Raw genomic sequence first — 18345 nt, forward strand, 5'->3', positions numbered from 1 at the left:
CCGCTACGTTGAATGACGTATTCGCGCAGCGGCCAGTGATTTCTAAAGTTCCAGCCATGGTGCCAGCCGCACCGTCCGACGCACTTCGATGGTGCGCGGCCTGTACTTTCCTCAACCTGCTGGAGTTCTTCGATGTCGCGTGATTCCGATCTTTCCCTCGATGCCCTGGCATTGCGCCGCCGCCGCCTGCTGCAAGGCGCCGCCGCGCTGCCCGTGCTGGGCCTGAGCGGCCTGAGCTTCGGCCAGGGCCAGTTCCCCACGGCCAAGGTCAACACCACCAAGCTCGCCGTGACCGACACCGAGGTGACGGTGGGCCAGCTGCATTCGTCCACCGGCACGATGGCGATCTCGGAGACCGGCTCGATCCAGGCCGAGCAGCTCGCGATCGACCAGATCAACGCGATGGGCGGCATCCTGGGCCGCAAGATCAAGGTCATCAAGGAAGATGGCGCCTCCGACTGGCCGACCTTCGCCGAGAAGTCGAAGAAGCTGCTGGTCAACGACAAGGTCGCGGCCGTCTTCGGCTGCTGGACCAGCGCCTCGCGCAAGGCCGTGCTGCCGGTGTTCGAGAAGGAGAACGGCCTCCTGTACTACCCGACCTTCTACGAAGGCCTGGAGCAGAGCAAGAACGTGATCTACACGGGCCAGGAAGCGACGCAGCAGATCATCTGGGGCCTGGACTGGGGCGCGAAGGAGAAGAAGGCGAAGACCTTCTTCCTCGTCGGCTCCGACTACATCTGGCCGCGCACCTCGATGAAGATCGCGCGCAAGCACATCGAGAACTTCCAGAAGGGTTCGGTCAAGGGCGAAGAGTACTACCCGCTGGGCCACACCAACTTCAACTCGCTGATCAACAAGATCAAGGTCGCCAAGCCCGACTGCATCTTCGCGGCCGTGGTGGGCGGCTCGAACGTGGCCTTCTACAAGCAGCTCAAGGCCGCGGGCATCACGGGCGACAAGCAGTTCCTGCTGACCCTGGCCGTGACCGAGGACGAGATGACCGGCGTGGGCGGCGAGAACTTCGCGGGCTTCTACTCGTCGATGAAGTACTTCCAGTCGCTCGACAACGAGAACAACAAGAAGTTCGTGGCCGCCTTCAAGGCCAAGTACGGCAAGGACGCGGTGATCGGCGACGTGACGCAGGCCGGCTACCTCGGCCCGTGGCTGTGGAAGGCCGCGGTCGAGAAGGCCGGCAGCTTCGACGTCGACAAGGTGGTGGCCGGCTCGCCGGGCATCGAACTCAAGACCGCGCCCGAAGGCTACGTGAAGCTCGACGCGAACCATCACCTGTGGAGCAAGGCGCGCATCGGCCAGGGGCAGCCGGACGGGACCTTCAAGGTGGTGGCGGAATCGGCGGAGCTGATCAAACCGGATCCGTTCCCCAAGGGCTACCAGTAATCCCTGCCTGCCCGTCCTTCTCCCTCCCCCAGAGGGGGAAGGAGCAACTACCCAACACCTGGAACTGTCGCCATGACGCTGTCGGACATGTGGAACATCGGCCTGATGCAGGGCTTCGCGGGGCTGAGCCTCTTCGCGGTGCTGCTGCTCATGGGCCTGGGGCTCGCGATCATCTTCGGCCAGATGGGCGTCATCAACATGGCGCACGGCGAGTTCATGACCATCGGGGCCTACTCGGTCTTCCTCGCGGCGCAGGTCACCGAGCACCTGGCACCGGCCTTCATGCCGTACTACTTCCCGATCTCGATCGCGCTGGCCTTCGTGTTCGCCTTCATCGTCGGCTGGCTGGTGGAGTGGGCGCTGATCCGTCATCTCTACAAGCGGCCGCTCGACACGTTGCTCGCGACCTGGGGCGTGAGCCTGGGGCTGCAGCAGATCTTCCGCACCTTCATCGGTCCGAAGGAAGTGAGCCCGACCCTGCCCGAGTGGCTGATGGGCTCGTGGACGCCGCACGAGGGCCTCGACATCCCGATCAACGGCATGTTCGTGCTGGTGCTCACGGCGCTGGTCACGGGCGGCGTGTTGATCGCGCTGCACCGAAGCCGCTGGGGCCTGCGGGTGCGCGCCACGGTGGCCAACCGCGTGATGGCCAACGCCACCGGCATCGACACCAAGAAGACCGACCGCCTGACCTTCGCGATCGGCTGCGGCATCGCCGGCGTGGCGGGCGCGGCCTTCACCACCATCGGCTCGACCGGGCCGACCTCGGGCTCGCTCTACATCGTCGACGCCTTCCTGGTCGTCACCTTCGGTGGCGCGGCCAGCCTGCTGGGCACCGTGGTCTCGGCCTTCGGCATCGCGCAGACGCAGTCGGTCTCGGAATTCTTCATGACCGGCTCGATGGCCAAGGTGCTGACGCTGTCGCTGATCGTGCTCATTCTGATGATGCGGCCCCAGGGCCTGTTCGCCGTCAAGGTGCGTCGCTGACTTTCGCTTTCCCGGAGAACTCCCGATGAATTTCCTCAAGGCCTCGATCCAGCGCTACCAGCTCGGCAGCCTGCTGCTGCTGGTGCTGCTGCTCGCGGTGGTGCTGCCGCTGTCGCTCGACATCTTCCGACTCAACCTGGTGGGCAAGTACCTCACCTATGCCTTCGTCGCCGTGGGGCTGGTGATGGTGTGGGGCTACGGCGGGGTGCTGAGCCTCGGACAGGGCGTGTTCTTCGGGCTCGGCGGCTACGCGATGGCGATGTTCCTCAAGCTCGAGGCCTCCGATCCGGTGTCGACCAAGATCCAGTCGACGCCCGGCATTCCCGACTTCATGGACTGGAACCAGATCACGGCGCTGCCGGCGTTCTGGCTGCCGTTCAAGAAGTCTGCCGCTGACCTTGATCCTGGTGGTGGCGGTGCCGATGGCGCTGGCCTGGCTGATCAGCTTCGCGATGTTCAAGCGCCGCGTGGGCGGCGTCTACTTCGCGATCATCACGCAGGCGGTGGCGCTGATCCTCACGGTGCTGATCATCGGCCAGCAGGGCTACACCGGCGGGGTGAACGGCATGACCGACCTGAAGACGATGCTGGGCTGGGACACGCGCACCGACAGCGCGAAGTACATCCTCTACTACGTCTGCGTGGCGCTGCTGGTGGCGGCGATCGTGCTGTGCCGCTGGGTCCAGACCAGCAAGCTCGGCACCTTGCTGCTGGCGATGCGCGACAAGGAAGACCGGGTGCGCTTCTCGGGCTACGACGTGTCGAACTTCAAGGTCTTCACCTTCTGCCTGGCGGCCGGACTCTCGGGCATCGGCGGCGCGATGTTCGCGCTGCAGGTGGGCTTCATGTCGCCGAGCTTCGTGGGCATCGTTCCCTCGATCGAGATGGTGATCTTCTGCGCGGTGGGCGGCCGCATGAGCCTGGTGGGCGCGGTCTACGGCGCGCTGCTGGTGAACGCGGGCAAGACGCTGTTCTCGGAGAGCTTCCCGGACCTGTGGCTGTTCCTGATGGCGGGGTTGTTCATCGGCGTGACGATGGCCTTCCCGATGGGCCTGGCGGGCCTGTGGGAAGAAAAGATCCGCCCGTGGTGGAAGTCGCGTCGCCAGGCGCTGCGCGAGGCCGCGGTGAAGCCGCCCGCGGTGGCCGCGGCTCCCGTCGCGCCCACACCCGAGCACGAACCCACGCTGCCCGAAGGCGTGGGCAGCCAGCGCGCCTGAACCGGAGACCGACCATGAGCAACACCGACTTCGCGCTCGCCGTGGAAGACCTCAGCGTGTCCTTCGACGGCTTCAAGGCCATCGACGACCTCACGCTCTACATCGACCGCAACGAGCTGCGCGTGATCATCGGCCCGAACGGGGCTGGAAAGACGACGCTGCTCGACCTGATCTGCGGCAAGACGCGCGCGAGCAGCGGCAGCATCAAGTTCAAGAACACCGAGCTCACGAAGATGGCCGAGCACAAGCGCGTGCGGCTGGGCATCGGGCGCAAGTTCCAGACACCGTCGATCTACGAGAACCTCAGCGTGTTCCAGAACCTCGAGGTGTCCTTTCCCAAGGGCCGCTCGGTGTTCGGCGCGCTGGCCTTCCAGTGCGATGACGAAGTGAAGGCGCGCGTGCAGGCCGTGGCGACGGAGATCGGGCTGGCCGACCGGCTCGACACCGAAGCGGGCCTGCTGAGCCATGGCCAGAAGCAGTGGCTCGAGATCGGGATGCTGCTGATGCAGGAGCCCGAGTTGCTGATGCTCGACGAACCGATCGCGGGCATGAGCGCGCGCGAACGCGAGCTCACGGCCGAATTGCTCAAGCGCATCTGCCAGAACCGCGCGGTGATCGTGATCGAGCACGACATGGCTTTCGTCAAGCAGATCGCGCACAAGGTGACCGTGATGCACCAGGGAAAGATCCTGGCCGAGGGGCCGATGGAGAAGGTGCAGGCGGATCCGAAGGTCATCGACGTTTATCTGGGGCATTGATGAAGTTCTCGTCGTGCCGAGTGTTCATCGGCTGGAGCGGGCACAGCGCCGATGGGGCATCCCCTCCCGCGAATGTCCCCCGCCTTCGGCTCCTCCTTTATTTCGCTGCGGGGAGTACCCCATCGACGTGCGCCTGGACGCGCCGGTTGTTGAACCGCCCGCACCACCGCTGCGCCCCCGTGCACAGGGCAGTGGGTGCTTCCCGCAGCGAAATAAAGGAGGAGGCCGAAGGCCGGGGACATTCGCGGAGGGAAGTACCCGCTGTCCTGTGCACGCGCCCCGACCCGTCGTGCCTCGAACCACAGCGCCCCCAACAAAGAACGCACCTAAGCAGAGGCCCAGCAAATGAGCAACATCACCCTCAAGGTAGAAAACCTCCACGTAGCCTACGGCCAGAGCGAGGCCCTGCATGGCATCTCGTTCGAGGGCATGGCCAACGAGACCGTCGCCATCATGGGCAGAAACGGCATGGGCAAGACCACGCTGTTCAAGAGCCTCATGGGCGCGCTCCCCTTGAAGAGCGGCCGCATCGAGGTGGCGGGACAGGATGTCTCGCGCGACGAGAGTTTCAGGCGCGTCGCCAAGGGCATCGCCTACGTGCCCAGGGTCGCATGATTTTCCCGACCCTGACAGTCGAGGAGAACATCGAGACCGGCCTCGAGAACTCCAAGACCCGCCGCATCCCCGAGGAGATCTACGCGCTCTTTCCCGTGCTGTGGGACATGCGCCGGCGCAAGGGCGGCAACCTCTCGGGCGGGCAGCAGCAACAGCTGGCCATCGCGCGTGCCCTCGTCACCGATCCCAAGGTCCTGCTGCTCGATGAGCCCACCGAGGGTATCCAGCCTTCGATCATCAAGGACATCGCCAAGGCACTCAACGAGATCCGCAAGCTGCGCGGCCTGACCATCGTCGTGTCGGAGCAGGTGCTGAGTTTTGCCATGGATGTCGCCGACCGCCTGTTCGTGATCGAAGGCGGGCGCCTCGTGCACGAGACCGCGCGCGACAAGACCGATGTCGAGCGCATCAAGGCCTATCTCTCTGTTTAACCACAACCCCAACCAGGAGCCACTGCAAATGACGGACACGCTGATCAAGGTCGATCTGACCAAGTCGCCCACCGAGAACGAGATGATCCACAACCGCTGGCACCCGGACATTCCGATGGCCTGCTGGGTCAACCCCGGCGACGACTTCATTCTCGAGACCTTCGACTGGACCGGCGGCTTCATCAAGAACAACGACAGCGCCGACGACGTGCGCGACATCGACCTGAGCACCGTGCACTACCTCTCGGGCCCCGTGGGCGTGAAGGGGGCCGAGCCCGGCGACCTGCTGGTGGTCGATCTTCTCGACATCGGCGCCAAGCAGGACAGCCTCTGGGGCTTCAACGGATTTTTCTCGAAGAAGAACGGCGGCGGCTTTCTCACCGACCATTTTCCCGAGGCACAGAAATCGATCTGGGACTTCAAGGGCATGTTCACGAGTTCGCGCCACATCCCCGGCGTGAACTTCGCGGGCCTGATCCATCCGGGCCTCATCGGCTGCCTGCCCGACAAGCCCATGCTCGACATGTGGAACGAGCGCGAGAAGGCGCTGATCGCCACCGACCCCGATCGCGTACCGGGCCTGGCCAATCCGCCGTTCGCCGGTACCGCCCACATGGGCAAGATGACCGGCGAGGCGCGTGCCAAGGCCGCGGCCGAGGGCGCGCGCACCGTGCCGCCGCGCGAGCATGGCGGCAACTGCGACATCAAGGATCTCTCGCGCGGCTCGAAGGTGTTCTTCCCCGTCTACGTCGATGGCGCGGGCCTCAGCGTGGGCGACCTGCACTTCAGCCAGGGCGACGGCGAGATCACCTTCTGCGGCGCCATCGAGATGGCCGGCTGGGTGCACATGAAGGTCTCGCTGATCAAGGGCGGCATGGCCAAGTACGGCATCAAGAACCCGATCTTCAAGCCCAGCCCCATCACGCCGCAGTACAACGACTACCTGATCTTCGAGGGTATCTCGGTCGACGAGAGCGGCAAGCAGCACTACCTCGACGTCAACGTCGCCTACCGCCAGGCCTGCCTCAACGCCATCGAGTATTTGAAGAAGTTCGGCTACTCGGGCGCGCAGGCCTACTCCATCCTCGGCACGGCGCCGGTGCAGGGCCACATCAGCGGCGTGGTCGACGTGCCCAACTCCTGCGCCACCTTGTGGCTGCCCACGGGCATCTTCGACTTCGACATCAATCCCAACGCCACCGGGCCGGTGAAGATGATCGACGGCAGCATCGACATGCCGCTGTCGCCCGACCTGCGCTGAGGCATTGAACAAGGAAGCCGCATGCCCACCTACGACTACGACTGCGGACGCTGCGGCGGCTTCGAGGCGCTGCGCCCCTCGGCGCTGCGCGACGAGCCCGCTGCCTGCCCCGACTGCGGCGGCGCCTCGCCGCGCGTGCTCTCGGCCGCGCCGCGGCTCGCGCTCATGGCGGCCGACACGCGCCTCGCGATGGCCACCAACGAGCGCGCGCGTCACGAGCCCGCGAGCTCGCGCGACTACGCGCGATTGCGGCATCCATCGGGCTGCGGATGCTGCTCGACGAGCGCGCGCCGCGTGCTACGGTGACCGCGTCGAACGGTGCCAAATCGGCACCGTCGCGGCGGCCGTGGATGATCTCGCATTGAGATTCGGCAAGTTTTGATGCATGCGCTGGGCGCATGCAATGGATGCAAGAAAGTAGTGCATTCGGCCGATCTCCCTCTGCAGAGGGTGGATTCGGCGGTCCGCTCGCATGCGTGAAACTTGCCCAAAACTTTCTGGATTGTTTCGAAACGGCGAACGCCGTGATTCTTTTTGCGGCGATTCAAAAGGGGCCAACAGGATCAAACTTCTCCTCACGGACAAACCACCGTTCAACCTGAAGGAGATACCAAATGACCGCCTCGAAGATCCTCGCCGCCGTTGCCGTTGCACTGCTTGCCGCCACCGGCGCACATGCCGAAACCTATGACGGCGTCCACACCGTGCATTCCACGGTCTCGCGTGCCGAAGTCGAATCGCAAGCCGTGGCAGCCGCCCGTGCCGGCGATGCCTACAGCGAAGGTGCCACCGCCGGTGCGCAAACCTTCAGCTCGACCGCCGACCGCGCAACCGTTCGTGCCGAAGCCGTTGCCAAGGCCCACGACCCGCTGCAAAGCCTCGACCGCCGCGCGTTCTACCGCGACGAAGTGCCGCAAGCCTACAAGAAGCCCAGCGTGTCGTTCACGCGCCAAGCTGGCCTCTGATCGGCCACGGTGCCAAGCCGGTGCGAGAGCATCGGCCGCATGAAGGAAGCGAATGAGGAAAGGGCCTGCGGGCCCTTTCTTCGTGCGTGGTGCGACAGCGCGCCGCTCACACCAGCGTCTCGCCTTCCCCGAGCACGCCCGCCTTGCGCAGTGCCGCGTCGAGCCAGCTGGCCGTCGTGTGGCCTTGCCTGATCGCTTCGATGCGCGCGGCTTCGTCCTCGACCTTCTTCTGCGCCGCGCGAAGCAGGGTGTCGACTTTCTCTCGCTCGACCACCACCACGCCATCGGCATCGCCGATCACCAGATCGCCGGCACGCACGGCCACGCCGCCGACCGACACCGGATGCCCGATGCGTCCCGAGGCCAGCTTGGTCGGGCCGTTGGGATTTGGTGCCCACCGAGAACACCGGGAAGTCCATCTCGTCGATCTCCACGCTGTCGCGCACCGCGCCGTCGATCACCACGCCGGCGATGCCGACCTGGCGGCAGGCATTCATCATGATCGTGCCCATCAGCGCCGCGCTGCGGTCGCCCTTGCCGTCGATCACCAGCACGTCGCCCGGCTGCGCGAGCGCGATCGCGGCATGGATCATCAGGTTGTCGCCGGGCCGCACCTCCACCGTGAGCGCGTTGCCCACCAGCTTCATGCGGTGGCGCAGGGCCTCGATGCGGCCATGCATGGCGCCGCGGCGGCCCGCGACGTCGGCGAGGATGGCCGGCTGGAAGGCCGCGGCACGGCGCAGCAGTTCGGGAGCAACGCGCTCGAAGTCGCGAACGATGTCGGGATGCGGGTTCATGGTCTGGTGTTCTCTCATTCGGCCTTGACGTCAGCGTCCTTCACCACGCGGCCCCACTTGCGCTTGTCGGCCGCGAGGAAGGCGCGGAATTGCTCGGCGTGTTGCCCACCGGCTCGAGGCCATCGGACGTGAGGCGCTTGGCGATCTCGGGCTGCGCGAGCACCTTCGCGATCTCGCGCTGCAGGCGCTCGACCACGGCCGGCGGCGTGTTCTTCGCCGCGCAGATGCCGGCCCAGGTCACGGGCTCGACCTCGGCGACGCCGGCCTCGGCCAAGGTCGGAATCTCGGGAAAGGCCGCGAGCCGGCGCGGACTGGCCACCGCGAGCGCGCGCAGCTTGCCGGCGCGCGCGTACTGCATCGAGCTCACGGGCTGGTCGAAGATCATCGAGACCTGGCCCGCGATCAGGTCGGTCATGGCCTGGCCCGTGCCCTTGTAGGCCACGTGCACGATGTCGATGCCCGCGCGGCTCTTGAGCATCTCGCCCGCGAGGTGGCCGCCCGTGGCCGTGCCCGAGGACGCGAAGTTGATCTCGCCGGGCTTCTGCTTCGCGTAGGCGACCAGCTCCTTCACGTTCTTCACCTGCAGGCTCGCGTTGACCAGCAGCATGTAGGGCGCATTGACGACCTGCGTGACCGGCACGATGTCCTTCTCGGGATCGAAGGGCATGCTTTTCAGCACATGCGGCTGGATCGACAGCGTGCCCGTGGTGCACATCAGCAGCGTGTGGCCATCGGCCGGCGCGGCGAGCATGGCCGAGGCCGCGATGTTGCCGCCGGCGCCGGGACGGTTGTCGATCAGCACCTGCTGGCCCAGCCCTTCGGCCAGCTTCGGCGCGATCAGCCGCGCCACCACGTCGTTCGAGCCGCCGGGCGAGAAGCCCACGAGGATCTTCACGGGCCGCGATGGAAAGGTGTCGGCCGCGCTCGCGGTGGCGGCGCCGAGCCAGGCCGTGCCCGCGGCCACGACCGGCAGCAGCGTGAGGAGGGAGCGGAGTTTCATTGCGGTTCCTGGTGAAGCGGTTGGCCCGAGAGTTCGGCGCGTGCGCGCGCGATGCGCCGGCAGCCTTCGAGCAGCTGCTCGGTGCCGGCGGCGAACGAGAGGCGGAAGTGCGTCGGCACCCCATAGGCGCTGCCCTGCAGTGACGCGAGGTCCTGCGCGTCGAGCAGGTGCATCACCCAGTCGTCGCTGTCGGCGATCGTCGTGCCCTGGGGCGTGCGCAGCCCGAACAGCGCGCTGCACGAGGCGAAGACGTAGAAGGCGCCGTCGGGCACTTCGCAACGGATGCCGTCGACGGCATTGAGCGCCTCGACCACCGTGTCGCGCCGCGCGCGGTAGGCCTGGCGGTTGGTGGCGATGCTGTCCTGCGGCCCGGTGAGCGCCGCGATGGCGGCCGCCTGCGCGATCGAGTTCGGGCCCGAGGTGCTCTGCGACTGCAGTTTGACCATCGCCTTGATCAGCGCCGCGGGCCCGGCACCGTAGCCGATGCGCCAGCCCGTCATCGCATAGGCCTTGGAGACGCCGTTCACAGTGAGCGTGCGCTCCCGCAGGTCGGGCGCCACCTCGGCGAGGGTGGCGAAGGGTGCGTCGCCGTAGACCAGGTGCTCGTAGATGTCGTCGGTCAGCACCCAGACCTGCGGATGGCGCCGCAGCACCTCGGCCAGTGCCAGCAGCTCGGCGCGCGTGTAGGTGGCGCCGCTCGGGTTGTTCGGCGAGTTGAGCATCAGCCAGCGCGTGCGGCCGGTGATGGCGCGCTCGAGGTCGGCGGGCTGCAGCTTGAAGCCTGCGCCGGCCGGGCCGTCGACGAACACCGGCACGCCGCCGGCCAGCCGCGCGATGTCGGGGTACGAGACCCAGTAGGGCGCCGGCACGATGACCTCGTCGCCGGCCGCCACCGTGCACATCAGCGCATTGAAGATCACCTGTTTGGCGCCGGTGCCGACGATGATCTCGCCCGGCGCGTAGCGCAGCCGGTTCTCGCGCAGGAACTTGCCCGCGATGGCCTCCTTGAGCGCCGGCGTGCCGCCGACGTCGGTGTAGCGCGTCTGGCCCTCGGCCATCGCGCGGATGGCGGCCTGCTTGATGTGTTCGGGCGTCTCGAAGTCGGGCTCGCCGGCGGTGAGAGCGAGGATGTCGCGGCCCTGCGCGCGCAGCTCGCGCGCCCGCTGGCCGGCCATGGAACTCGGAGAGGGCTGGATCCGGTTCAGTCGTGGTGCGATGTGAAGCATGCGGCCAGTATCGAAGTGCCTTCGCCGCGGGACAAACGAGTAATCGGCGTGGCGCGGTATTCCTTTTTTTCCTGGCCGGTGGCGGGCGTACATTCCGCCGCATGAACTTCACCTTCAAGCAGCTCGAGGCCTTCCTGTTCAGCGCCAGGCTCCAGAGCTTCAGCGCCGCGGCGGTGAAGCTGCACACCACGCAGTCGGCCATCTCCAAGCGGCTGGCCGAGCTCGAGGAGTCGCTCGGCGGTCCCTTGCTGCACCGCAGCTCGCACGGCCTGGAGCTGGCGCAGGCCGGCCGCGAGCTGCTGCCGCTGGCGGAAGAAGCGCTGCGGCTGTGGCAGCGCATCGAGCACGACATCAGCCTCGACAAGACGCTGCGCGGCAGCTTCCGCGTGGGCGTGACGGAACTGATCGCGATGACCTGGCTCACGCGGCTGATCCAGCTGCTGCAGAAGCTGCATCCGCAGGTGACGATCGAGCCGGTGGTCGACGCCGGCCTCACGCTGTTCGAGCGGCTCGAGGCCAACAAGCTCGACCTGACGATCATGCCGGGCACCTTCTGGGGCCAGGCCTTCGAATCGGTCAAGGTGGGGCAGGTCGACCAGGCCTGGATCGCGAGTCCGCGGCTGCGCATTCCGCAGCGCGCGCTGAAGCCGCACGAGTTCGCCGACTACCCGGTGATCGAGCAGCCCGCGGGTGCCTCGAAGAACCGCTTCTACGAGGCCTGGCGCGCCGAGCACGGCTTCCGTTTCGGCAAGGTCATGCTGACCAACAGCACGACGGTGCTGCGCGAGCTGACGATCAGCGGCTTCGGCATCAGCCAGCAGGCGCTCGACTACGTGCGGCCCGACATCCGCAGCGGCCTGCTGCGCATCGTGCGCAGCGACCCGATGCCGCCGCCGCTGGTCTACAGCGCCGTGCACCGGCGCGACAACGCGAGCCCGGCGCTGGCGCGCATCGTCGAGCTGGCCGTGCAGACCTGCGACTTCAAGCTGCGCGCGAGCCAGCACGACGTGGCGCCGGCGGGGCCCGCGCGCGGCGCGGGCACGCGGCAGCGCGCGCTGCGCCCGGGTGCGAAGAAGCCCGTGAAGGCGGCCCGGCGCTAGGATCCGGGCAGGATTTCCGAAATATACGCATTGCGTATAAACTCGCGGCCCATGAACATGCCGCAGCAAGTGCTTCTCCGCGACGCGATGCGTCAGCTCAACATGACGCGCGATGCCTTCGCCGAGCGCATCGGCAGCCGTCGGAGGGCGCTCGACGCCTGGCTGCTGCCCGACGAGTCGAACGAATTCCGGGCCATGCCCGAGGTGGCGCGGCGCTTCGTGAGCGAGATCCTGGCGTCGAGCAGGCGTCCTGGTGAATATACGCAGAGCGCACAGGATGGCGCGCTGCGCCGGTCGCTCCATGTCGACGGCGCGCAGCACCTGCTGTCGGTGGCCCAGTTCGACCGCGAGGCCATCGACGAGCTGTTCCGGCTCGCCGACGTGATGCAGCCGATCGCGCGCCGCCGCAAGGTCAGCCGCGTGCTCGAGGGCGCGGTGCTGGCCAACCTGTTCTTCGAGGCCAGCACGCGCACGCGCGTGAGCTTCGGCGCCGCGTTCTGCCGGCTCGGCGGCTCGGTCTGCGACACGACGGGCTTCACCTTCTCCTCGATGGCCAAGGGCGAATCGATCCGCGACACCAGCCGCGTGATCAGCGGCTATGTCGACGCGATCGTGGTGCGTCATCCCGAGCAGGGCTCGGTCGCCGAATTCGCGCGCGCCACCAACGTGCCGGTCATCAACGGCGGCGACGGGCCGGGCGAGCATCCGAGCCAGGCGCTGCTCGACCTCTACACCATCCAGCGCGAGTTCTCGCGCCTGGGCAAGCTGGTCGACGGCGCGCATGTCGCGATGGTCGGCGACCTCAAGTACGGCCGCACGGTGCATTCGCTGATCAAGCTGCTCGCGCTGTACCGCGGCCTGAAGTTCACGCTGGTCGCGCCGCCGCAGCTCGCGATGCCGGCGGAGATCGTGGAACTCGTGAGCCGCAACGGCCACGTGGTGGAGACCGCCACCGCGCCGGCGCAGGCGCTGGCCGGCGCCGACGTGGTCTACGCGACGCGCATCCAGAAGGAGCGCTTCGCGCACGACGAGGTGCTCGAGGGCTTCGACCAGGCCTTCGCGATCGACCGCGCGCTGGTCGATGCGGCGTGCAGGAAGGACGTGGTGCTGATGCATCCGCTGCCGCGCGACGGCCGCCCGGGCTCGCACGACCTGAGCACCGACCTCGACAACGACCCGCGGCTGGCGATCTTCCGCCAGACCGACAACGGCATCCCGGTGCGCATGGCGATCTTCGCCACGCTGCTGGGCGTGGACCGGCTCGTGAGCCGCTCGATGCGCGACGCGACGTGGACGCCGCCCGCGCACATCGGCCCCGACGACAGCAGCTTCCACGGCCTCGACTGAGCGATGCGCGAAACCGCCATCGAGCGCGGGTAAGCTCGCCGCCCATGAAGCGCAACACCACCGCCAAGTCCACCAGCGTCACCCCCGCGCCCAACGGCAAGGCCTCGGCCGCCGATGCCTCCGGCGGCGCCCAGGTGTTCGCGGTGCTCGCGCGCATCGAGACCCTTTGGTCCTCGCTCGGCCCGGTGGGCCAGCGCATCGCCGACTTCATCGTGAAGAACCCGCGCGAGGTGGTCCACATGTCGGTCAGCGAGGTGGCCGAGCGCACCGGCTCGAGCGAGGGCAGCATCGTCGGCCTGTGCAAGAACCTCGGCGCCACCGGCTTCCAGCAGATCAAGATCGCGCTGGCGCAGGAGATCGTGCGGCCGGTGCAGTTCATCCACGAGGACCTCGATCCGCAGGACGCGGCCGATGCGGTGATCCGCAAGATCTTCCAGAGCAACGTGCAGACCCTGCACGACACGCAGGCCACGCTCGATGCCGGTGCGATGGAGCGCGCGGTGAAGCTGCTGCGCGAGGCCGAGCGCATCGAGATCTACGGCATCGGCAGCTCGGCCACCATCGCCGAGGACGCGCACTACCGCATGCTGCGCATCGGCCTCAACGCGAAGGTGGTGGTCGATTCGCACGTGCAGGCGATCAGCGCCTCGCTCACCGACTCGCGGGTGGCGGTGCTGACCATCTCGCACTCGGGCAGCACGCACGAGACCGTGACCGCGACGCGGCTGGCCAAGGAGGCCGGCGCCTCGACCGTGTGCATCACCAACTTCGGCAAGTCGCCGATCCAGGCCTTCGCCGACGTGCTGCTGTTCACCATGGCGCGCGAGACCAACTTCCGCACCGAGGCCATGACCAGCCGCCTCGCGCAGCTCGCGATCATCGACGTGCTGATCGCCTGCCTGGCGCTGTCGGACTACGACACCTCGGTGCGCACGCTGCGCCAGACCTTCGACGTGCTGTCGCTCAAGCGGTACTGAGGCGGCTGCGCGCGGGCGGCCGCGCGGGCAGGGCGGTCACCTCGGCCGTGGCGCGCGGCGGCAGCAGGCCCGCGACCGAGGGCGCCACCGCCTCGGGCGCGGCGCCCACCAGCAGGCAGGCCATGCCCAGCCGCGCGGCGCCCGCCGCATCGGTGGCCGGGTTGTCGCCGATCACCACCGTGCTCGCGGGCTCGGCGCCCAGGCAGCGCAGGCCTTCCTCGAACAGCAGCGGTTCGGGCTTGCCGACGATGCGCCAGGGCTGCACGCCACTGGCCGTGAGCACGGCCGCGAGCAGCGAGCCGGTCTCGGGCACCACGCGGCCGTGCGGGCCCGGATGGGTGGCGTCGGCGTTCGTGACCACCAGCCGCGCGCCGCGCAGCAGCTCGTTGGCCACCGCGCCCAGCCGCGCATGGCTGAAGCGCATGTCGAGCGCCAGCAGCACGAACTCGGCCTCGGACGCGACCAGCCGGAAGCCGAGCGCGCGCGCATGGCGCTGCAAGGCCGGCGTGCCCACCACCATCAGCCGCGCCGTGGGGTGCTGGCGCGCGAGCAGGCTCACGGCGAGCTCGCCGGCCAGCACGATGCGCTCGGGCGGCGCGCGCAGGCCGAGCCGGCGCAGCCGCAGCGCGAGGCCCTGGGCGGTGTGGGTCGAGTTGTTCGACACGATCGCGAAGCGGCCCTCGAAACGCTCGAGGAGTTCGGCCGCGCCGTCGATGGCCTCGTTCTGGCGCACCAGCGTGCCGTCGAGGTCGAGCAGCAGGTGCCGCGCCTGCGCGAGCGGTGCCAGGTCCGCTGCCGCGGGGCCTCCCGGCGCCCGGGTCTGGGTTGCGATGTTCTTCATGGATCTCCGGTTCGGGCCATCGGGGGAGCGGGGTGCTGGCCGTGCGGCGGGATTGTATTGAACATTGCTCAGTCGATTGCTAATTTTCAAATGAGCTTATTTCATTTGCTTGTCATCTTCGACTTCTAAAGTTCAACGCATCCGAGCGAGCCACTCGCCCGCGCAATGCCCCCGAACCGAAGGAATCGATCATGAAGAAACTCCTGGCCATCGCCGCCGCCGTCTCGTTCAGCGCGCTGCTGGCCCTCCCGTCCCATGCCCAGTCCGTGGCCGACGGCTCGCGCGAGCATCCGCTGCGCGTGCTGCTGATTCCGGCCGACGGCGGCACCGAGTCGGGCACCAAGGCCGACTACGCGCCGGTGTTCAACGCCATCACGCGCAGCACCGGCCTGAACTTCGACCTCAAGGTCGGCCAGTCGTACGGCGCCGTGGTCGAGGGCATGTGCAACCAGCTCGCCGACATCGCCTTCTTCGGCCCGGTGTCGTACGTGCAGGCCCACAAGCGCGGCTGCGCGCAGCTGCTGGCCGTGGGCGTGGAGAAGGGCGCCTCGGTCTACTACGCCGGCATGTTCGCCAAGGCCAATGCGCCGATCGCCTCGATCAAGGACCTGAAGGGCAAGCGCGTGGCCTTCGGCGACGTGAACTCGGCCTCGAGCTTCACCTTCCAGATCGCGATGCTGCTCGACGCCGGCATGGACCCGGCCAAGGACCTGTCGGCGATCCGCATGACCGGCAGCCACGCCAGCAGCCTGGCCGCGCTGCGTGCAGGACCAGGTCGACGTGGCCTCGCTCTCGTTCGATTCGTACGAGAAGGCGGTCAAGCAGGGCGCGGCCGATCCCAAGACCATCAAGGTGATCGCCAAGAGCATGGCCATTCCCTATCCGCCGCTGGCGCTGAACTCCAAGCTGCCCGAGGCGCTGAAGACCAAGCTCAAGGACGCCTTCCAGACCGTGAACAAGGCCCCCGGCATCACGCCCGACATGATCCGCGGCTACGGCGGCGGCAAGATCGACGGCTACGACACCAGGTTCTCCGAGGAGGAGTTCAACGTCGCCGCCGAGAAGCTGGGCCTGCTGACCGACGACCTCAAGGGCCGCATCCTCGCCAAGGCGGCCGAGCGTTGATCGCCGGCGATCGCACGCACGCCCCAGAGCCCGCCGCCGGAAGCACGCCCATGCTGCAGTTCGAATCGGTCGCCATGCGCCACCCCGACGGCACGCGCGCGCTCGGCGGCGTCTCGCTCGAGGTGCCCGCGGGCCAGTTCTGCGTGGTGCTGGGCGCCTCGGGCGCCGGCAAGTCGACCCTGCTGCGCACCGCCAACGGCTTGGTCGTGCCCACGCAGGGCACGGTGCGGGTCGAGGGCGTGCGCATCGCGCCGGGCTCGCTGGCGCGCGTGCGTCCGCGCATCGGCATGATCCACCAGCAGTTCAACCTGGTGCTGCGCTCGAGCGTGGCCGAGAACGTGCTCGCCGGCGCCTTGCCGGCGCTGGGCACCTGGCGCGCGCTGCTCGGCCTGTTCACCGACGACCAGCGGCGCAAGGCCTGCGAACTGGTCGAGTCGGTGGGGCTGGGCGAGGAGCATCTGCTGCGCCGCGTGAGCGAGCTCTCGGGCGGCCAGCAGCAGCGCGTGGGCATCGCGCGCGCCTTCATGCTCGATCCGCCGCTGGTGCTGGCCGACGAGCCGGTGGCCAGCCTCGATCCGCAGACCAGCCACGACGTGCTGTCGCTGCTGCGCCGGCAGGCGCGCGAGCGCGGCACCACGGTGCTGTGCAGCCTGCACCAGATCGAACTGGCCTGCGAGTTCGCCGACCGCATCGTGGCCTTGCGTCGCGGCGTGGTCGTGTTCGACGGCGCGCCGCGGACGTTCCAGCCGCAGGTCTTCGATGCGATCTACGGCCGCGACGATGCGGCGCCGGCGTCCGTGCCCGCGGCCCGGCCGCCGTTGGCCGGCGAGCCCGAGGCGGCGTTGCCGCTGCATGCCGGTGCCCTGGAGCTCGCGCAATGAACACGTTCTCTTCCTCCTCTTCCGACGCGCGCACATCGCGCCCGGCCTCGGCCTGGGACCTGCCGCGGCCCTTCGGCACCCGCACGCTGGTCGTGCTGCTGCTGGTGCTCGTGGTGGGCTTCTTCGCGGGCCAGCGCGTGGAGATGGGCCGCATGCTCTCGCTGACCGGCGAGGGCGTGCTCGCCGCGGTGGGCCTGCGTGACAACTCGCAGGTGCTGTCGGGCCTGGGCTCGATCGCGCGCTCGCTGTTCCCGCCGCAGGTCTCCGAGCAGACCGAGGTCGCGCGCATCGAGGGCTTCGACCGCAACCGGCTGCCCTGGTTCTCGCACGTCGAGACGCTCGAGACGCACGAACCGAAGCTGAACCCCGAGACCCTGCAGATGGAGGACCGCGTCGAGCGCCGCGAGGTGCTGGTCGAGCCGCTGGGCTACCTGTGGCACGTGGCGGTGAAGATGCTCGAGACCTTCGAGATCGCGGTCTGGGCCACGCTGATCGCGATCGTGCTGAGCGCGCCGCTGGCCTGGTGCAGCGCGAGGAACTACGCGCCCAACCGCCTGGCCTACGGCCTCGCGCGCAGCGTGGTCGGCCTGTTCCGCGCGGTGCCCGAGCTGGTGAGCGCGCTGTTCCTGGTGCTGGCCTACGGCTTCGGCCCGATCGCCGGCGTGCTGGCCCTCGCGCTGCACTCGGCCGGTTTCCTCGGCAAGTTCTACGCCGAGGACATCGAGACCGCCGACGACAAGCCGCAGGAAGCGCTGCGCGCCATCGGCGCCAACAAGCTCAAGGTGATGCGCTTCGCGGTGCTGCCGCAGGTGATGCCGCAGTTCATCGCCTACACGCTCTACGTGCTCGACCGCAACGTGCGCATGGCCACCGTGGTCGGCCTGGTCGGCGCGGGCGGCATCGGCCAGGAGCTCAAGGGCCGCTACGACATGTACAACTATGCGCACGTCGGCACGATCCTGATCGCGATCTTCCTGACGGTGCTGGTGCTCGACCGCATCGCCGCCCGGCTGCGCAGCCGCTATGGCTGAGCCCTGAGTCCCCCGCGGATACCGCGTTCGCGGCGCCCGCCCCCCATTCCCTGATTTCTGTCCGAACTCTCGCGCGGCTTGTCCGCCGCGCGGAGCGGCTTCGGCCGCGCCTTTGTCTCCCACGTCCCTCGATTCGAAAGGAACCCTCATGAAAACAGCATCTTCCCGGTACGGCCTCGCTGCGGCAGGCCTTCTCCTGTGCCTGAGCCTCGCCGCCTGCGGTGGCGGTGGTGGGGGCGGTGGCCTGCCGATCCTGCCGCCGGGACAGACCCCGCCGGCCGGCGACGGCAACAACGGCAACGGCAACAACCCGCCGCCCCAGCCCGCGCTCAAGTGCGCGCCCTGAGTCCGCGCCTTCCTCCAGACCTCCCTTCGCCCCTGCGTTGAA

The 18345-nt window shown here is 68.0% G+C and carries 13 protein-coding genes and 7 pseudogenes; 16 read left to right on the plus strand and 4 right to left on the minus strand.

The window, feature by feature from the left end; all coding sequences use genetic code 11:
• The first annotated feature begins 132 nt into the window (after positions 1-132).
• The 8 genes and pseudogenes from urtA (at position 133) to ACHMXE_RS24665 (ending at position 7632) form a co-directional block, all read left to right on the plus strand.
• Positions 133-1398, plus strand: coding sequence for an urea ABC transporter substrate-binding protein (gene urtA / locus ACHMXE_RS24630; RefSeq protein WP_209542623.1), 1266 nt, complete (start codon positions 133-135; stop codon positions 1396-1398).
• Between the two features lie 72 nt (positions 1399-1470).
• A complete protein-coding gene (gene urtB / locus ACHMXE_RS24635) occupies positions 1471-2385 on the plus strand; it encodes an urea ABC transporter permease subunit UrtB (RefSeq protein ID WP_093344444.1) in 915 nt (304 codons plus the stop codon).
• Between the two features lie 25 nt (positions 2386-2410).
• A pseudogene (gene urtC, locus ACHMXE_RS24640) lies at positions 2411-3602 on the plus strand (urea ABC transporter permease subunit UrtC).
• A 14-nt stretch (positions 3603-3616) separates the two neighbouring features.
• On the plus strand, positions 3617-4360 hold the full coding sequence (gene urtD, locus ACHMXE_RS24645; protein WP_057593108.1) for an urea ABC transporter ATP-binding protein UrtD: 744 nt from the start codon (positions 3617-3619) through the stop codon (positions 4358-4360).
• 453 nt (positions 4361-4813) lie between these two features.
• Positions 4814-5406, plus strand: a pseudogene (locus ACHMXE_RS24650) (ATP-binding cassette domain-containing protein).
• 28 nt (positions 5407-5434) lie between these two features.
• On the plus strand, positions 5435-6667 hold the full coding sequence (gene fmdA, locus ACHMXE_RS24655) for a formamidase (RefSeq protein ID WP_057593110.1): 1233 nt from the start codon (positions 5435-5437) through the stop codon (positions 6665-6667).
• A gap of 21 nt (positions 6668-6688) precedes the next feature.
• Positions 6689-7032, plus strand: a pseudogene (locus ACHMXE_RS24660) (zinc ribbon domain-containing protein).
• 249 nt (positions 7033-7281) lie between these two features.
• Positions 7282-7632 (plus strand): alpha/beta hydrolase, encoded by a 351-nt coding sequence (locus ACHMXE_RS24665; RefSeq protein ID WP_203201470.1) that lies wholly within the window; start codon positions 7282-7284, stop codon positions 7630-7632.
• 106 nt (positions 7633-7738) lie between these two features.
• Here ACHMXE_RS24665 and ACHMXE_RS24670 read toward each other — a convergent pair.
• The 3 genes and pseudogenes from ACHMXE_RS24670 to ACHMXE_RS24680 form a co-directional block, all read right to left on the minus strand.
• Positions 7739-8429: pseudogene (locus tag ACHMXE_RS24670) on the minus strand (RraA family protein).
• A 14-nt stretch (positions 8430-8443) separates the two neighbouring features.
• Positions 8444-9429, minus strand: a pseudogene (locus tag ACHMXE_RS24675) (Bug family tripartite tricarboxylate transporter substrate binding protein).
• Positions 9426-10655, minus strand: a complete 1230-nt coding sequence (locus ACHMXE_RS24680) for a pyridoxal phosphate-dependent aminotransferase (RefSeq protein ID WP_395351925.1) — start codon at positions 10653-10655, stop codon at positions 9426-9428. Before ACHMXE_RS24680 ends, ACHMXE_RS24675 begins: the two are co-directional and overlap by 4 nt.
• Before the next feature lie 101 nt (positions 10656-10756).
• On the opposite strand from ACHMXE_RS24680, the gene ACHMXE_RS24685 reads away from it, so the two are divergent.
• From ACHMXE_RS24685 to ACHMXE_RS24695, 3 genes are read left to right on the plus strand one after another with little or no spacing between them, the layout of a single operon-like run.
• Positions 10757-11755: a LysR family transcriptional regulator gene (locus ACHMXE_RS24685; protein ID WP_203201466.1), complete on the plus strand. Its 999-nt coding sequence runs from the start codon at positions 10757-10759 to the stop codon at positions 11753-11755.
• Positions 11756-11806: 51 nt separating this feature from the next.
• A complete protein-coding gene (locus ACHMXE_RS24690) occupies positions 11807-13102 on the plus strand; it encodes an aspartate carbamoyltransferase (protein WP_395351927.1) in 1296 nt (431 codons plus the stop codon).
• A gap of 44 nt (positions 13103-13146) precedes the next feature.
• Positions 13147-14079, plus strand: coding sequence for a MurR/RpiR family transcriptional regulator (locus ACHMXE_RS24695; RefSeq protein ID WP_395351929.1), 933 nt, complete (start codon positions 13147-13149; stop codon positions 14077-14079).
• Here the strand turns inward: ACHMXE_RS24695 and ACHMXE_RS24700 are convergent.
• Entirely contained in the window at positions 14066-14920 is an 855-nt protein-coding gene (locus ACHMXE_RS24700) for an HAD-IIA family hydrolase (protein WP_395351931.1), read from the minus strand. The two genes, ACHMXE_RS24695 and ACHMXE_RS24700, sit on opposite strands and share 14 nt — an antisense overlap.
• Before the next feature lie 191 nt (positions 14921-15111).
• Here ACHMXE_RS24700 and ACHMXE_RS24705 point away from each other — a divergent pair.
• The 5 genes and pseudogenes from ACHMXE_RS24705 to ACHMXE_RS24725 form a co-directional block, all read left to right on the plus strand.
• Positions 15112-15624 (plus strand): annotated as a pseudogene (locus ACHMXE_RS24705) (PhnD/SsuA/transferrin family substrate-binding protein); the annotation flags it as partial.
• Between the two features lie 76 nt (positions 15625-15700).
• Positions 15701-16045 carry a PhnD/SsuA/transferrin family substrate-binding protein gene (locus ACHMXE_RS24710; RefSeq protein ID WP_395352796.1) on the plus strand — a complete coding sequence of 115 codons (345 nt, stop codon included), beginning with the start codon at positions 15701-15703 and terminating at the stop codon, positions 16043-16045.
• Between the two features lie 116 nt (positions 16046-16161).
• Positions 16162-16926, plus strand: a pseudogene (locus ACHMXE_RS24715) (phosphonate ABC transporter ATP-binding protein); the annotation flags it as partial.
• Complete coding sequence (phnE, locus tag ACHMXE_RS24720) at positions 16923-17957, plus strand: phosphonate ABC transporter, permease protein PhnE (RefSeq protein ID WP_395351933.1); 1035 nt, start codon at positions 16923-16925, stop codon at positions 17955-17957. The pseudogene ACHMXE_RS24715 and the gene phnE, both read left to right, overlap by 4 nt.
• A gap of 148 nt (positions 17958-18105) precedes the next feature.
• Entirely contained in the window at positions 18106-18303 is a 198-nt protein-coding gene (locus ACHMXE_RS24725; protein WP_143129180.1) for a hypothetical protein, read from the plus strand.
• Positions 18304-18345: the final 42 nt, after the last annotated feature.

Source organism: Variovorax sp. UC122_21 (assembly GCF_044056785.1).
Taxonomy (GTDB): Bacteria; Pseudomonadota; Gammaproteobacteria; order Burkholderiales; family Burkholderiaceae_C; genus Variovorax.

Coding starts and splice junctions, on each gene's coding strand:
- ACHMXE_RS24685 (WP_203201466.1), top strand. CDS start 10,757: ATGAACTTCACCTTCAAGCAGCTCGAGGCCTTCCTGTTCAGCGCCAGG.
- ACHMXE_RS24700 (WP_395351931.1), bottom strand. CDS start 14,920: ATGAAGAACATCGCAACCCAGACCCGGGCGCCGGGAGGCCCCGCGGCA.
- urtA (WP_209542623.1), top strand. CDS start 133: ATGTCGCGTGATTCCGATCTTTCCCTCGATGCCCTGGCATTGCGCCGC.
- urtD (WP_057593108.1), top strand. CDS start 3,617: ATGAGCAACACCGACTTCGCGCTCGCCGTGGAAGACCTCAGCGTGTCC.
- urtB (WP_093344444.1), top strand. CDS start 1,471: ATGACGCTGTCGGACATGTGGAACATCGGCCTGATGCAGGGCTTCGCG.
- ACHMXE_RS24695 (WP_395351929.1), top strand. CDS start 13,147: ATGAAGCGCAACACCACCGCCAAGTCCACCAGCGTCACCCCCGCGCCC.
- phnE (WP_395351933.1), top strand. CDS start 16,923: ATGAACACGTTCTCTTCCTCCTCTTCCGACGCGCGCACATCGCGCCCG.
- ACHMXE_RS24665 (WP_203201470.1), top strand. CDS start 7,282: ATGACCGCCTCGAAGATCCTCGCCGCCGTTGCCGTTGCACTGCTTGCC.
- ACHMXE_RS24690 (WP_395351927.1), top strand. CDS start 11,807: ATGAACATGCCGCAGCAAGTGCTTCTCCGCGACGCGATGCGTCAGCTC.
- ACHMXE_RS24680 (WP_395351925.1), bottom strand. CDS start 10,655: ATGCTTCACATCGCACCACGACTGAACCGGATCCAGCCCTCTCCGAGT.
- fmdA (WP_057593110.1), top strand. CDS start 5,435: ATGACGGACACGCTGATCAAGGTCGATCTGACCAAGTCGCCCACCGAG.
- ACHMXE_RS24725 (WP_143129180.1), top strand. CDS start 18,106: ATGAAAACAGCATCTTCCCGGTACGGCCTCGCTGCGGCAGGCCTTCTC.